Annotated in this window: 14 protein-coding genes; 5 read left to right on the top strand and 9 right to left on the bottom strand. The window is 73.8% G+C overall.

The window, feature by feature from the left end; genetic code table 11:
* Positions 1-57: 57 nt before the first annotated feature.
* Positions 58-939 (top strand): alpha/beta fold hydrolase, encoded by an 882-nt coding sequence (locus ABD140_RS13825; RefSeq protein ID WP_344240640.1) that lies wholly within the window; start codon positions 58-60, stop codon positions 937-939.
* A complete protein-coding gene (locus tag ABD140_RS13820) occupies positions 940-1,287 on the top strand; it encodes an AMP-binding enzyme (RefSeq protein WP_344240638.1) in 348 nt (115 codons plus the stop codon).
* A gap of 103 nt (positions 1,288-1,390) precedes the next feature.
* On the opposite strand, the gene ABD140_RS13815 is transcribed toward ABD140_RS13820, so the two are convergent.
* A complete protein-coding gene (locus ABD140_RS13815) occupies positions 1,391-3,097 on the bottom strand; it encodes an N-acyl-D-amino-acid deacylase family protein (RefSeq protein ID WP_344240636.1) in 1,707 nt (568 codons plus the stop codon).
* Between the two features lie 153 nt (positions 3,098-3,250).
* On the opposite strand from ABD140_RS13815, the gene ABD140_RS13810 reads away from it, so the two are divergent.
* Together ABD140_RS13810 and ABD140_RS13805 are read left to right on the top strand one after the other, a co-directional pair.
* Positions 3,251-4,057, top strand: coding sequence for an SDR family NAD(P)-dependent oxidoreductase (locus ABD140_RS13810; RefSeq protein WP_344240844.1), 807 nt, complete (start codon positions 3,251-3,253; stop codon positions 4,055-4,057).
* Positions 4,058-4,083: 26 nt separating this feature from the next.
* Positions 4,084-4,272 (top strand): ferredoxin, encoded by a 189-nt coding sequence (locus ABD140_RS13805; protein ID WP_344240634.1) that lies wholly within the window; start codon positions 4,084-4,086, stop codon positions 4,270-4,272.
* Positions 4,273-4,343: 71 nt separating this feature from the next.
* On the opposite strand, the gene ABD140_RS13800 is transcribed toward ABD140_RS13805, so the two are convergent.
* The 6 genes from ABD140_RS13800 to ABD140_RS13775 all read right to left on the bottom strand — a co-directional run bounded on the left by ABD140_RS13800 (position 4,344) and on the right by ABD140_RS13775 (position 10,794).
* Positions 4,344-5,552 carry an amidohydrolase family protein gene (locus ABD140_RS13800; RefSeq protein WP_344240632.1) on the bottom strand — a complete coding sequence of 403 codons (1,209 nt, stop codon included), beginning with the start codon at positions 5,550-5,552 and terminating at the stop codon, positions 4,344-4,346.
* Positions 5,553-5,629: 77 nt separating this feature from the next.
* Positions 5,630-6,736, bottom strand: a complete 1,107-nt coding sequence (locus ABD140_RS13795; protein WP_344240631.1) for an acyl-CoA dehydrogenase family protein — start codon at positions 6,734-6,736, stop codon at positions 5,630-5,632.
* The gene (locus ABD140_RS13790; protein WP_344240629.1) at positions 6,733-7,926 is read right to left on the bottom strand and encodes an acyl-CoA dehydrogenase family protein; all 1,194 of its coding nucleotides are present in this window, start codon (positions 7,924-7,926) and stop codon (positions 6,733-6,735) included. Before ABD140_RS13790 ends, ABD140_RS13795 begins: the two co-directional genes overlap by 4 nt.
* A complete protein-coding gene (locus ABD140_RS13785; RefSeq protein ID WP_344240627.1) occupies positions 7,923-8,705 on the bottom strand; it encodes an enoyl-CoA hydratase/isomerase family protein in 783 nt (260 codons plus the stop codon). Before ABD140_RS13785 ends, ABD140_RS13790 begins: the two co-directional genes overlap by 4 nt.
* A complete protein-coding gene (locus ABD140_RS13780; protein WP_344240625.1) occupies positions 8,702-9,649 on the bottom strand; it encodes an acyl-CoA dehydrogenase family protein in 948 nt (315 codons plus the stop codon). The genes ABD140_RS13785 and ABD140_RS13780 overlap by 4 nt, the downstream gene beginning before the upstream one ends.
* Entirely contained in the window at positions 9,646-10,794 is a 1,149-nt protein-coding gene (locus tag ABD140_RS13775) for an acyl-CoA dehydrogenase family protein (protein ID WP_344240623.1), read from the bottom strand. The genes ABD140_RS13780 and ABD140_RS13775 overlap by 4 nt, the downstream gene beginning before the upstream one ends.
* 105 nt (positions 10,795-10,899) lie before the next feature.
* On the opposite strand from ABD140_RS13775, the gene ABD140_RS13770 reads away from it, so the two are divergent.
* Complete coding sequence (locus ABD140_RS13770) at positions 10,900-11,706, top strand: FadR/GntR family transcriptional regulator (RefSeq protein ID WP_344240621.1); 807 nt, start codon at positions 10,900-10,902, stop codon at positions 11,704-11,706.
* Between the two features lie 7 nt (positions 11,707-11,713).
* On the opposite strand, the gene ABD140_RS13765 is transcribed toward ABD140_RS13770, so the two are convergent.
* Entirely contained in the window at positions 11,714-12,493 is a 780-nt protein-coding gene (locus ABD140_RS13765) for an SDR family NAD(P)-dependent oxidoreductase (protein ID WP_344240619.1), read from the bottom strand.
* A gap of 11 nt (positions 12,494-12,504) precedes the next feature.
* Positions 12,505-13,581, bottom strand: coding sequence for a Zn-dependent alcohol dehydrogenase (locus tag ABD140_RS13760; protein ID WP_344240617.1), 1,077 nt, complete (start codon positions 13,579-13,581; stop codon positions 12,505-12,507).

Below are 13,581 nucleotides of genomic sequence, written 5' to 3'. Positions count from 1 at the left end.
CCGCAGAGTAAGTAAGTAAGTATTCCCTCACATTCGTTCGGATAGTAACTTCGAGGTATGGCGACGGCAAGGGTGAACGGCCTGCGGGTCGGCTACGAGGTGATCGGGGAAGGGCGCCCTTGGGCGCTCACGCCGGGCGGCCGGGAGGGCAGGGACGCCCCGGGCCTGCGGGAGCTGGCGGAGGCGCTGGCCGGGCGCGGCAACCGGGTGCTCCTCTGGGACCGCCCCAACACCGGCGGATCGGACGTCTGCTTCGAGGGGGACTCCGAGTCGGCGATGCAGGCCGACGTCCTGGCCGGGCTGCTGGAGCACCTGGACATGGCGCCCGCCGTGATCGCGGGCGGCTCGGGCGGCGCCCGGGTGTCGCTGCTGACCGCGTCCCGCCACCCCGGGGCGGCCGCGGGCCTCGCGCTGTGGTGGATCAGCGGCGGCGTCTACGGGCTGCTGTCCGTGGGGATGCACTACTGCGCCGGATCCGTCCAGGCCGCGTGGAAGGGCGGCATGGAAGCGGTCGCCGCGCTGCCGGAGTGGGCCGAGGTCATCGAGCGCAACCCCGCGAACCGGCAGCGCTTCCTCGACCAGGACCCGCGGCGGTTCATCGCGACGATGGAGCGCTGGCTCGCCGTCCACTGCCCCTCGGACGAGGCGCTGGTCCCCGGCATGTCCGACGCCGAGGCCCGCGCCCTCGGCGTGCCCGCCCTGGTGTTCCGCAGCAGCGCGAGCGACATCCACCACCGGCGCGAGACGTCCGAGCAGGTCGCGCGGGCGCTGCCGAACGCCCGGCTCGTCGAACCGCCGTGGGGCGACGGGGAATGGCACGAACGGCAGGCTGCACGCACGTCCGGCGAGGCTCCCGGCCTGTTCGTGCGCTGGCCCCTGCTCGCCCCGACCCTGCAGAAATGGTCGGAGGACGTCCTTCCCTCCTACGGGGAGGCCTGAATGGAAGCCGTCAGCAACGCGAGCCGGATCCGCACGCTGGCCGAGCAGTGCACCGGCGGCGCCAACGTCTTCCCCGCCGAGGTGGAGGCCGCCCTCATCGACCACCCCGCGATCGCCGACGTCGTCGTCATCGGCCTACGCGACAGCAGGTGGGGGCGGCGCGTCCACGCCGTGATCGAACCCGCCGACCCGGACGCCCCGCCCGACCCGGCCGAGGTCGTCTCCTACGCCAGAGGTCGACTGGCGCCCTACAAGGTGCCCAAGAGCGTCGAGATCGTCGACGCCGTCCCCCGCAGCGCCGCCACCAAGGTCAACCGCGGCGCCCTGGTCAGGGCCCGCGGCGGCTGAACGCCAGGGTGCCTGCGCAAGGCGTGGGAAGGCCGCGCCGGGCCGACCCATCGCGGAGGCGGGCCGTCCGCGCCGGGCCGGTCCGCCTCCGTCGGCCGCGTCCTCAGGACGGGGTGACCACCCGGCCGGCGCGCGCGCCGGTCAGCTCGTCGTGGTCGACCAGCACCTGCCCGTTGACGAGGGTGTAGTCGTAGCCGCGGGCGCGCTGGGTGAAGCGCTGCGCGCCCAGGGGGAAGTCCGCGAGCATCTCCGGGGTGTGCAGGTGCAGGCCCTCCAGGTCCAGCACGTTGACGTCGGCATAGGCTCCGGGGGCCAGGACGCCGCGGTCGGCGATGCCCCACAGGTCGGCCGCCTCCAGCGTCAGCTTCCTGACCGCCCCGCCCACGTCGAGCAGCCCTTCGTCGCGCACCCAGTGCTTGAGGAGGTAGGTGGAGTTGCCCGCGTCCATCGTCAGCGCCACGTGGGCGCCGGCGTCCGCCACGCCGATCACGACGTCGGGGTTGGTGATCATCTGGGCGACGGCGGCCAGGTCCTGGTTGAGGACCGGGTAGTACAGCAGGCCCAGGCCGCGGGTCTGCAGGGTGTAGTCCAGGAACGCCTCGGCGGGGCTCGTGCCGCGGCGTGCCGCCTCGGCGGCGAGGCTGTTCTCCGCGCTCACGTCGTAGTCGGCCGAGCCGGGCGGCATGAGGTAGATCCTGGCGGGGTCCTTGGGCGCCAGCGGTCCCGACAGCTCCGACGGCCGCCCCGCCTCCTCGACCAGCCTGGCGCGCAGTCCCGCGTCGGACAGCGCCGCCAGCCGGTCGGCGGGGGGCCTGGCCATCAGCCCGGCCCAGGCGGGGAGGGTGTCGTAGGGGGTGCGGCTGACCAGCCCGTAGACGATGGCGCTGCCGCGCACCGCGGTCATGGGGCGGATGTCGGCGCCCCGGGCGCGGGCGGCGGCGGTCTCCTCCATCACCCACGACCACAGGCCGGGGCGGCGGTCGCTCTGCATGATGGAGAAGGCCAGGGGGCGGCCCGAGGCGCGGCTGACCTCCTCCATCCACGCCATCTCCGAGACGGAGTTGCGGCGCTCGGTCCCGTCGCGCTCGCCGATGCGCGGCACCACCTGGAAGGTGCCGCGGCCGCGGGCGGCCATGGCCTGCGCGATGGCGGCGAGCTCGGCGGGCCGCGCGTACGTGCCGGGCACCGGGCGGCCGTCGGGGACGGTGTGCATGAAGCTGCGCGACGTCGAGAAGCCCAGCGCGCCGTTGTCGACGGCCTCCCCCACGACCGCGGCCATGGCGGCGATGTCGTCGCCGGTGGCGGGCGCCTCCTCCAGGCTCCGCTCGCCCATCACGTAGTAGCGCAGGGCGCTGTGCCCGATGAGGCCGCCGGCGTTCACGCCGAGCTCGCGGCGGCCCAGGGACTTGAGGTACTCGCCGTAGGTCTCCCAGTCCCAGTCGAGTCCGGCCATGATCGTGTCGGCGGGGATGTCCTCGACCGACTCCATCATCGCGGCGAGATAGCCCGCCCGGCCGGGACGGACGGGCGCGAAGGTGACGCCGCAGTTGCCCATCACCACGGTGGTGATGCCGTGGTAGCAGGAGGGCGTGGCCGCGGGGTCCCAGAACAGCTGGGCGTCGAGGTGGGTGTGCACGTCGATGAAGCCGGGCGTCACCAGCCTGCCGGAGGCGTTGATCTCGCGCCTGCCCCGCCCGGTGACCGCGCCCACCTCGGTGATCCGGTCGCCGTCCACCGCGACGTCGGCGCGCCGCGGCGGCGCGCCCGTCCCGTCGACCACCTCGCCGTGGCGGATCACGATGTCATGCATGGCTCAGGTCCTTCCGGCAGCACGGGGACTTAAAAAAGCGGGTACTCACTTACAATAACGCGCGACGCCTGGGAAAATAAGAGAGTATGCATTCACTTTGCCAGGCTGGCCGGTCCAGCCTCCGGTTCATCTCAGGAGCTCTCTGTGGGATCGATGGACGGCCGAGTGGCCATCGTCACCGGCGCGAGCCGCGGCATCGGAAGGTACATCGCCGAACGCATGGCGGCCGAGGGGGCGGCGATCGCCCTGGTGGCGCGGACGGTCACGCGGGGCTCGTCCGCGCTGCCCGGCTCCCTGGAGGAGGTGATGGAGGGCATCCGGGCCCGTGGCGGCCGGGTCGAGGCGGTGCCCGCCGACCTCACCGCGCCCGAGCAGGTCGAGACGGTCGTGGCCCGGGCCGAGGAGCTGCTCGGCCCGGTCGACACCCTGGTGAACAACGCCGGCGTCAACTTCTACGGGCCCGCCCTGGACATCCGGCCCCGCCGCTACGCGCTGATGTTCCAGATGATGGTCCACGCCCCGTTCCGGCTGTGCCAGCTCGCGGTGCCGGGGATGGTGGGGCGCGGCCGGGGCTGGATCCTCAACATCACCTCCAAGCAGGCGCGGCACCCGGTGGGACCGCCCTACCCCGACTGGGCGTCCGACGGCTGCGTGCCGTACGGGATGTGCAAGGCGGCGCTCGACCGCCTCACGACCGGGCTCGCCGCGGAGGTGCACGGCACGGGGGTGAGCGTCAACGCCCTCGGCACGTCCGGGCTGGTGATGACGCCGGGCGTCGCCGTGGTCTCCCCCCACACCCCCGAGAACACCCCCGTCGAGGACGACAGCGCCATGGCCGACGCCGCGCTCGTGCTGTGCGGCGCCAGCCCCGGCGCGGTGACCGGGCGCATCTCCTACAGCATGGAGCTGCTCGGCCGCCCCTTCCCCGAGGGCCCGTGGGCCCTCTCCGCCACCTTCTGAAACCACCCCGCCGCAAGGAGGACCCGTTGAAAGCCACCGTCGACCCGGACCGCTGCCAGGGACACGCCCGCTGCTGGGAGATCGCCCCCGAGGTGTTCGACCTCGACGAGGGGGGCCACGGGCTGGTCCTGACCGCCGAGGTCCCCGCCGGGGCCGAGGAGATCGCGCGCAGGGCGGCGCTCAACTGCCCGGAGCGCGCCATCACCGTGCGCTGAACCCGCCCGCACGGCATCGGGCCCCCGCCCGTCGAGGGCGGCGGGCCGAGGCGTCTCCCCCGGAGCGCCCGTCAGGAGGACTTGATCGTGGCCGGGTCGGCCGGGGTGAAGTCGTACACCCGCGCCGCGTTGCCGACCGTGATCTTGTGCTGGACGTCCTCGGGCAGGTGGCCCAGCCACTTGTTGGCCATCTCGATGGTGTCGGGCCAGGTGGAGTCGGAGTGCGGGTAGTCGCACTCGAGCATCACGTTGTCCTCGCCGATGACGTCCAGCAGCCGCAGGCCCGCCTGGTCCTCGATGAACGTGCCGTACACGTGGTCCTTGAACAATCGCCGGATGTCGGTGTCCAGGTCGAAGCCGGCCGCGCCCTTGGCCTCGCCCCGGTCGTGCGCGGCGTTCATGTTGATGTCGAAGCGCGACGCCCAGTACTTCTGCTTGTCGACGACCTGCTCGGCCCGCTCCAGGAAGTAGGGGATCCAGCCGATCGAGCCCTCCGACAGGGCGATCTTGAGGTTGGCGAAGCGGGGGAAGATGCCGCTGAACAGCCAGTCCAGCAGGGTGCCCGCCTGGTTGACCGCCGCCGAGTAGGCCATGAACGCCAGCGTCGGCATGTCGTCGGAGGTGCGCAGCAGGTTGGACGAGGAGCCCACGTGCATCGACACGACCATGCCGGTCTCGTCGCAGGCCCGCCAGACCGGGTCCCACGCGCCGCTGTGGATGGAGGGCAGCCCGAGCTTGGTCGGGTTCTCCGAGAAGGCGATCGACTTGGCGCCCAGGGCGGCGGTCCGCTCGATCTCCGCGGCGGCGGCGGCCGGGTCCCAGAGCGGGATGATCATCATCGGGATGAACCGGCCCGGGTAGGCCGCGGCGAAGTCCTCCAGGATGAAGTCGTTCCAGGCGCGCACGCACAGCAGCGCGAGCTCCTTGTCCCTGGCCTCGTGGAAGACCTGGCCGCAGTAGCGGGGGAAGGACGGGAAGAGCATCGAGGCCAGCACGTTCCCCTGGTCCATGTCCGCCACCCGGGCGGCGGGGTCGTAGCAGCCGGGCCGCATCTCGTCGTAGGTGATGGGCTCGGGCGAGAACTCCTCCCTCCGCTTGCCCGCCACGGCGTTGAGGCCGGTGGTGACGATCTGGCGGTCCTCGTATACCCAGAACTCCGAGCTCCCCTCCCGCACGATCCGGGGCCCGGTGTCGCGCCATCGCGCGGGCAGCCTGTCCTGCCACAGCCCGGCGGGCTCGATGAGGTGGTCGTCGACGGAGATGAACCAGGTGAACGCCATGCGGAGACTCCCAACTGCTCCTGCCGGCGAGCCGGAAGCCGGCGCGGGGATAAGAAAGCGAACGCTCACATACTAGTTTAGGCGTCGGCCCGCTCCCGCGCCAGGGGCGGATACCGCTCGGCCAGCCGCCCGCGATGCGCCGCGGGCGAACCGGACAGCGCGCGGTTGAGCACCGCGCGCTTCAGATGGACGTGGACGCCGCTCTCCCACGTGTAGCCCATGCCCCCGTGCAGCTGCATCGCCTTGCCCGCGACCTCCACCGCGGCCGCGCAGGCGTAGGACTTGGCCATGGCCGCCGCGACTCCCCCGTCGTCCCGCCCCTCGGCCTGGACGCGCACGGCGCCGTCGACGAGCTTCCCGGCCACCTTCACCTGCACGAACATGTCGGCGCACGCGTGCTTGACCGCCTGGAAGGAGCCGATCGCCCGGCCGAACTGCTCCCGCACCCCGGCGTAGGCGACGGTCGCCTCCAGCATGGCCTCGCTCAATCCGAGGCTGTCGCAGGCCACGGCGACGGCGGCCCGCTCGTGCAGCCGCCGCACGGCCGCCTTCGGATCGCCGCGGAAGCGCCGTACCGCGTCCGGCCGCGCCTCGACGCCGTGCGCGGTGACGAGGCCGAACCGGCGCGTCTCGTCGACGACCGGCTGCTCGGCGACCTCCAGCCCGGGGGCGTCCGGTGCGGCCTCCACCACCACGGGTGTGCCATCGGGATCGAGGGCCGGCAGGAGGAGCCGGTCGGCGCCGGGCGCATCGCGCACGAAGGCCGCCGTCCCGTACAGGAGCGGACCGCGCGCGGTCCGCCCGATGCGGAACGGCACGCCCTCGACGGCCTCTCCTTCCAGCGCCACCGCCGGTACGGCGGTGCCCGCCACGGTCTCCCGGAACAGGAGGTCCCGGCCGGGTGAGGACTCCAGCAGGCCGAGCGCCCCCACGCCCAGGACCGCGACCGCCGGGTACGGGCCGCGAGCCGCCGCTCGTCCCATCTCCCGGAGGACGAGCGCGACCTCGGCGAAGGTCGCGCCCGCGCCGTCCAGCGGCTCCGGGGCCTCGAGGCCGAGCCACCCCGAGCCGGCGATCGCCCGCCAGTCGGGCGCGGCCTCGGCGGCGGTCCTGCCGAGCAGGTCGCGGGCCACCTCGCGCAGCTCCTCGTGGAGCTCGGTGAAGCCGGCGGTCTCGGCGGTCATCGGTTCCCCTTCGGTTCGCGGGGGAGGCCGAGACCGCGCTCCCCGATGATGGAGCGCTGGATCTCGCTGCTCCCGCCCGGGATCGTCCACTCCCACGAGCCGATGAAGTCCAGGACCCAGGCCCCCGACTCCCATCCGCTCGACAGCGGCTTGCGCAGCTCGGTGTGCGCGGCGAGCCCCGCGACCTCGGTGCCGAAGTCCGTCATCCGCTGGAGCAGCTCGCTGTAGTACAGCTTCACGATCGAGGCGTCGGCGGGGCCCGGGCGGTCGTTCTCCACCAGTTCCGCGCACAGCGCGCGCAGGCCGGTGAGCTCGGTCTCCAGCCCCGCCAGCCGGTCCTGCACCCGCGCGTCGTCGAGAGGGGCCGCGCCGCCCGGGCCAGGTCTGCCGCACAGCTCCACCAGCCAGCCGAAGCCGGCGTTGCCGAGCCGCTCGGCCAGCTCCAGCATCGTCATGCCGCGTTCGGCGCCCAGCGTCTCCTGGGCCACCCGCCAGCCGTCGTTCTCGGGTCCGACGAGGCACTCCGCCGGGATGACGGCGTCGTCCAGGAAGATCTCGCAGAAGTGCGACTCGCCCGTCGCCTGGCGGATGGGCCGCACGTCGACGCCGGGCGTCCGCATGTCCATGAGGAAGTAGGAGATGCCGCGCCGCTTGGGTGCGCCGGGGTCGGTGCGGGCCAGCAGTAGGCACCAGTCGGCGTGCGCGGCGCCGCTCGCCCACAGCTTCTGCCCGTTGACGACGTAGGTGTCGCCTTCGCGGCGGGCGGTCGTGCGCAGCGCCGCGAGGTCGGATCCGGCGTCGGGCTCGGAGAAGCCCTGGACCCAGATCTCCCCGTCGAGGATCGCCGGGAGGTGCCGCTTGCGCTGCTCCTCGGTGCCCGCGGCCAGCAGCGTGGACGCGGCGTGGTGGATCGAGACGAAGGCCAGGACCAGCCGTGGCGCGTCGTGGGCGGCGAGCTCCTGGTAGAGCACGACCTGCCGTGCGACGGGCATCCCGCCGCCCCATGCGGCGGGCCAGTGCGGGACCGCGAAGCCCGCGCGGCGCAGCTCCTGGAACCACTCCTTCTGGAAGGCGACGAACTCCGCGTCCGAAACGCCCGTCTGCGCTCCGCGCCAGTCCTCCGGGATGTGCGTCCGGCACCAGTCGCGCACGTGGGCGCGGAAATCCGGGAGGTCGAGGGACGCCGTCATCGCTGCGCCCTCTTCGCCAGGGCCAGCAGCCGCTCGCGGTGCTCGGCGGAGCGCATGGTGACGGCCTCGGCCGCGAAGCCGGCCTGCATCGCGCCGCTCAGCGCCTGCGACAGGTACATGTTGGTCACCCGTTTCGTGCTCTGGAGCGCTTCGGCGGGCTGCGCGGCGAACCTCCGCGCCAGGGCGTACGCCTGGTCGAGCAGTTCCTCCGGCGGGACGGTACGGGAGGCCAGGCCCAGCTCGACGGCGGTGGCCGCGGGGATGCGCGCGCCGGTGTAGAGGTATTCGCGGGACCGCAGGATCGGGGTGAGCAGCGGCCAGAACGCCGCGCCTCCGTCCCCCGCCACCAGGCCCACGCTGACGTGCGGGTCGGCCAGGTGCGCGGTCTCGGACATCAGTACGACGTCGCAGAGCACCGCCAGGCTGCAGCCGAGGCCCACCGCCGGGCCGTTGACGGCGGCGATCACCGGCAGCGGGAAGCGGAGCATCTCCTCGATGATCTGCGCGCCCTCGCGCAGGCTCTCGTCGCGGGCGACCGGGTCGTCGAGGAAGGAGGTGATCCAGCCCAGGTCGCCGCCCGCGCTGAACGCCCGGCCCGCGCCGGTGACGACGACGACCTTGGCCTCGCGGTCCTGGGACAGGCGCTGCCAGACGTTGGCCAGCGCCCAGTGCAGCGGCCGGTTGACGGCGTTGAGCTCCGCGGGCCGGTTGATGAGGACGGTGCGGACCGGGCCGTCGGCCTCGATGGTGAGCTCTTCGGGCAGGTCGTCGTACTTCACGCCGTCGCCTCCGCGTTCTGGAACAGCCCGGTCAGGCCGCGCCGTCCGACCCGCCGGACCAGCCTGTCGCGGGTGCCGGACACGCTCCAGGGCAGCCGCCGCAGCGGCTGGCTGTAGCGGGAGACCCAGGAGATGGTCGTCTCGTCGCAGAAGCCGGCGGCTCCGTGCAGCAGGTGGGCGGTGCGGAAGACGGTCTCAGCCGCCTCGACGGCCGCCAGCCGCAGGGCGAGCGCGTCGTCGAGCGCCTCGGGGAGACCGGCCTGGATGCTCCACAGCGCGTACTTGGCGAGCATCTCCACGCCGCCGCGCTCGACCTCGGCGTCGGTCAGCTGGAACTGCACGCCCTGCTGAGCGGCGAGCGGCTTGCCGAACTGGTGCCGGACGAGCACGTGCTCGCGGGTGAGGGCGATCGCCCGGTCGAGCATGCCCAGGAGCGTCCAGCAGGGCAGGACCAGGCCGAGCGCCACGTCCCGCGCGCCGTTCTCGTCGACCGTCCGCAGGTCGAGCCCGGTGACGAAGGCCGACGTGCGGGGCGGCGCGTCCGGCGGCCGGGCGACGGCCTCGCCGCGCCGCCCGTCCGGTGTCACCGCCGCCCAGCGCAGGCCGAGCCCGGCCACCGCGGCCTCGGGAGCGGTGTCGTCGACGACCAGCAGGCCGTCGGCCTCCAGGGCGGCGGTGCGGGCGAGGCGTTCGGCCACCGGATAGGCGATCGCCCAGTGGCCGGCGCTCCGGCACAGCGCGGCCGCGGCCTCCAGGTCGTCGGGGTCCTCGCGGGGCTCGAGCTCCCACGCGCCGAGCTCGCCCAGGACGGGGGCCAGGACCTTCTCCCGGCTCCAGGGCGCCTCCTCGGCCCGCTGGACGAGCCGGTCGCCGCCCGCGGCCTCCAGCGCCCGCAGCGCTTCCCGCCCGTATGCGGCGGCCTCCGGACTCAGGTCGATGTTCACTTCGCTCCCAGCAGTGCGCGGGCCAGCAGGATGCGCTGGACGTCGATGCTCCCCGAGGCGACGGTCGAGGCGTGCGAGTAGCGCCAGTGGTCCGCCACCTCGGCGCGGAACCGGCGGGCCCGCTCGCCCTCCCGGGCGGCGAAGGCGGCGATGTCCATGAGCACCTCGGCGCTCTCCTGGTCGAGCCGGGTGACCGCGATCCGGTACGCCGCTGCGTCTCCCGGCGTCACCCTGCCCTCGTTCTGCAGCGCCACCACCCGGTAGGCGAGCAGCCTGGCGCGGCGGGAGTGCACCAGCATCCGCGCCCACCGGACGCGCAGCTCCGCGGGCAGGTCGTCCCAGGCGCCGCCCAGCACTTCCGGCGCGGCCTGGAGGAGCTGCTCGCAGCGGGCGTAGCGCGCGATGCCCACGCGCTCGAACGCCAGGACCTCCTGGACGACCTTCCAACCCTCGTCCACCGTGCCGAGGACGTCGGCCTCGGTGACCCGCAGGTCGTTGAAGAAGACCTCGTTGAGGTGGTGGGGGCCCATCAGGCAGCGGATGGGGCGCACCTCGATCGCCGGGTCGCCCATCGGCACGAGGAAGATGGTCAGCCCCTGCTGCCTGCGCTCGCCGCGGGAGGTGCGCGCCAGCAGGAAGCACCACTGGGCCATGGTGGCGTAGGAGGTCCACACCTTCTGGCCGGAGACGAGCCAGCCGTCGCCGTCGCGCCGGGCGGCCGTGCGCAGCGAGGCCAGGTCCGAGCCGGCGTCGGGCTCGCTGAAGCCCTGGCACCAGATCACCTCGCCGCGCGCGATCGGCGGGAGGTGCCTGCGCCGCTGCTCGCCGGTGCCGTGCCGCATGATCGTCGGCCCGACCCAGTTGACGCCCATGTACTGGGCGCCGCGCGGCTCGTGCGCCGCCCACATCTCCTCGCGGACGGCGGTCTGCTCCCAGACCGAGGCGCCGCGCCCGCCGTACTCCTCGGGCCAGGCCAGGCAGAGCAGGCCCCGTTCGGCCAGGATCCGGCAGAACCCCTGCGCGGTCTCCAGGTCGGCCGGGTCGTCGGTGAACGCCCCCAGGTAGTCCGGGGGGATGTGCCGCGCCACCAGTCCGCGCAGTTCGCCGCGGAGCTCCGTGGCGGCCGCGCCCATCGTGAAGTCCATGGGGAGAAGGTAAGTAATCCTTATAAGGATTTCAATCCTTGGAATAGATAAAACCTACGGGTAGAATCCGCGCATGCGCCCCGAGCCCCAGAGGAAGCCGACCGAGTGACCCCCGCCCGCACCCACCGCGTCCCCCAGCGCCGGATCGCCGAGACCGTCGCCGCCGAACTGCGCGCCCGCATCCTCGCCGGCGACGACGGCTACCACCTGCCCACCCAGGAGCAGCTGGTGCAGGAGTTCGGCGTCAGCTACCCCTCCATCCGGGAGGCGCTGCGGATCCTGGAGACCGAGGGACTGGTGACCGTGCGGCGCGGCAGCGTCGGCGGCGCCGAGGCGCACCGCCCCGACGAGGCGTCGGCCGCCTACCACCTGGGGCTCGTCCTGCAGGGCGGCCGCGTCACGCTGCGCGACCTCGCCGAGGGCCTGCGGACGCTGGAGCCGCTGTGCGCCGCCGAGTGCGCGCGCCGGGAGGACCGGCTCGAGGCGGTCGTGCCCGCGCTCGCCGCCAACGTCGAGGCCTCCGCCGCGCTCCTCGCGGACGGCGTCGCCTTCACCCGCGTCGCCCGGGAGTTCCACGACCTCCTCGTCTCGTTCACCCCGAACGCCACCGTCCGCTACATGGTGAGCAGCCTCGTCGCCCTGTGGTCGGCGCAGGAGGAGTCCTGGGCCGAGGTCCTCACCCGGCGCGGGGAGTACCCCTCCCCCGCCGAGGCCGAGAGCGCCGTGCGCACCCACCGGCGGATCCTGGCCGAGATCGAGGCCGGGCACGCCGACGAGGCCGAGCGGGTGTACCGCTCCCACCTCGCCGCGACCCAGCGGCTGCTGCTCGACCACTTCGACGACGGCGTCGTGAACGCCTCCTCCGCCGGCACCCGCCAGGCCATCCAGGCCGCCCGGGGCACCCGGATCTGAGGCCGCCTCAGCGGGCGGTCCAGCCGCCGTCGACCACGATCGTCTGGCCCGTCACGTAGCGGCCCGCGTCGCCGGCGAGCCACAGGACGGCGCCCGCGAAGTCCTCGGGAACGCCGTGGGCGGGCAGCGGCGTGTTGCGGCGCAGCCAGGCCAGGGAGCGCTCGTCCTCGTACATCCCGTCGGTGATCTCGCTGCGGAAGAAGCCGGGGGCCAGCGTGTTCACCCGGATGGAGTGGCGCGCCCACTGGACGGCCAGCTCCGAGGTGAGCCCGGACAGCCCGAGCTTGGCCGCGGCGTAGGAGGCCTGCGGAATGCCGGGGACGCCGACGTGCCCGCTGATGGAGGAGACGTTGACGACCGAACCGCGCCCGGCGGCGGCCATGTGCGGGAAGGCGGCCTGGGCCAGGCGGAACGGGGCGACCAGGTTGAGGTCGAGGGTGCGGCGGATGTCCTCGGGCGACTCGTGCTCGGCCCGCTCGCGGCTGAAGATCATGCCCGCGGCGTTCACCAGGATCTCCGGGCCGCCCAGCTCCGCGGCGACGGCGGGCACCACCTCGTCCACCTGGGCGGCGTCGAGCAGGTCGCAGCCGACCGCCAGCCCGCCGATCTGCTCGGCGAGCTCGGCCAGGCGGTCGCGGCGGCGGGCCACCAGAGCGACGCGCGCCCCCGCCGAGGCCAGGGCGCGGGCGAGCGCCTCGCCCAGGCCCGAGGAGGCTCCGGTCACCACGGCCACCCGGCCGTCGAGGCGGAACGCGCGCAGCGCGTCGGGCAGGTCGGAATCCGGCATGGTGCCTCTTCTCAGATGATGACGGTGCGGACGCCCTCGGCGCGGGCCACGAGGTCGATGCCGTGCGCGATCTCGTCGAGCTTGACGCGCTGGGAGACCATCGAGCCCAGATCCAGCCGCCCGGACTCGGCCAGGCGGATGAACCTCGGGAAGTCGCGCAGGATCTGGGCGCCGCCGAGCGCGGACCCGGCCAGCCGCTTGCCCGAGAACACCGCCTGGATCGCGGGGAGCGTCAGGGACGAGCCGACCGGGGGCATGCCGACCAGTGTCACCGTCCCGTGGCCGCGCGCCATGTCGAAGGCCTGGACCATGAGCTCGGGACGGCCGACCGCCTCGAACGTGTAGTCGGCGCCCCGGCCGCCGGTCAGCTCCCGCACCCGCGCCACGGGATCGCCTTCGGCGGGGTCGACGGCGTGGGTGGCACCGGCCCGGAGGGCGGCCTCCCGCCGCCCCGGCGCGGGGTCGACGGCGATGATGACCGCGGCCCCGGCGATGCGGGCGCCCTGGACCGCCGACTGTCCGACGCCGCCGCAGCCGACCACCGCGACGCTGGAGCCCGGGGCGACGGCGGCGGTGTTGAGGACGGCGCCCAGGCCCGTGGTGACGCCGCAGCCCAGGAGGGCGAGCTGCTCGTCGGGCAGGTCGGTCTCGACGGGGACGACCGACGCCTCGTGGACGACCATCGCCTCGGCGAACGACCCGCAGCCGCAGACCGCGGCGGCGCTCCTGCCGTCGGGGAGGGTGAAGCGCGGCGCCGCCTTCACCAGCGGGTTGAGCTCGCACTGGTTGGACATGCCGTTGACGCACTGCCAGCAGGTCCCGCAGGCCGGAGCCACCGACGCCAGGACGCGGTCCCCGACCCCGACGCGGCGCACCTCGGCGCCGACCTCCTCGACCGTCCCGCAGCCCTCGTGGCCCAGCGCGATCGGCAGCGGCAGCGCCGACGCGCCTTCGAGCACGTTGAGGTCGGTGTGGCAGATGCCGCTCGCGGCGATCCGCACGAGCACGTCGCGGGGGCCGACGTCGGGGACCGGCAGGTCCTCCACCACGGGCGGGCGGCCCGCCTCGTAGGCGATGGCCACTTTCAT

It is taken from the genome of Actinocorallia libanotica, assembly GCF_039525175.1.
Taxonomy (GTDB): domain Bacteria; phylum Actinomycetota; class Actinomycetes; order Streptosporangiales; family Streptosporangiaceae; genus Actinocorallia; species Actinocorallia libanotica.
The sequence above is the reverse complement of the archived record's forward strand: the minus strand, read 5'-3'. Positions and strand labels throughout refer to the sequence as shown.

What these genes read in the sequence shown, in the direction of transcription:
- ABD140_RS13820 (WP_344240638.1), top strand. Translation starts at nt 940, where the DNA reads ATGGAAGCCGTCAGCAACGCGAGCCGGATCCGCACGCTGGCCGAGCAG.
- ABD140_RS13825 (WP_344240640.1), top strand. Translation starts at nt 58, where the DNA reads ATGGCGACGGCAAGGGTGAACGGCCTGCGGGTCGGCTACGAGGTGATC.
- ABD140_RS13800 (WP_344240632.1), bottom strand. Translation starts at nt 5,552, where the DNA reads ATGGCGTTCACCTGGTTCATCTCCGTCGACGACCACCTCATCGAGCCC.
- ABD140_RS13815 (WP_344240636.1), bottom strand. Translation starts at nt 3,097, where the DNA reads ATGCATGACATCGTGATCCGCCACGGCGAGGTGGTCGACGGGACGGGC.
- ABD140_RS13760 (WP_344240617.1), bottom strand. Translation starts at nt 13,581, where the DNA reads ATGAAAGTGGCCATCGCCTACGAGGCGGGCCGCCCGCCCGTGGTGGAG.
- ABD140_RS13810 (WP_344240844.1), top strand. Translation starts at nt 3,251, where the DNA reads ATGGACGGCCGAGTGGCCATCGTCACCGGCGCGAGCCGCGGCATCGGA.
- ABD140_RS13765 (WP_344240619.1), bottom strand. Translation starts at nt 12,493, where the DNA reads ATGCCGGATTCCGACCTGCCCGACGCGCTGCGCGCGTTCCGCCTCGAC.
- ABD140_RS13790 (WP_344240629.1), bottom strand. Translation starts at nt 7,926, where the DNA reads ATGACGGCGTCCCTCGACCTCCCGGATTTCCGCGCCCACGTGCGCGAC.
- ABD140_RS13795 (WP_344240631.1), bottom strand. Translation starts at nt 6,736, where the DNA reads ATGACCGCCGAGACCGCCGGCTTCACCGAGCTCCACGAGGAGCTGCGC.
- ABD140_RS13775 (WP_344240623.1), bottom strand. Translation starts at nt 10,794, where the DNA reads ATGGACTTCACGATGGGCGCGGCCGCCACGGAGCTCCGCGGCGAACTG.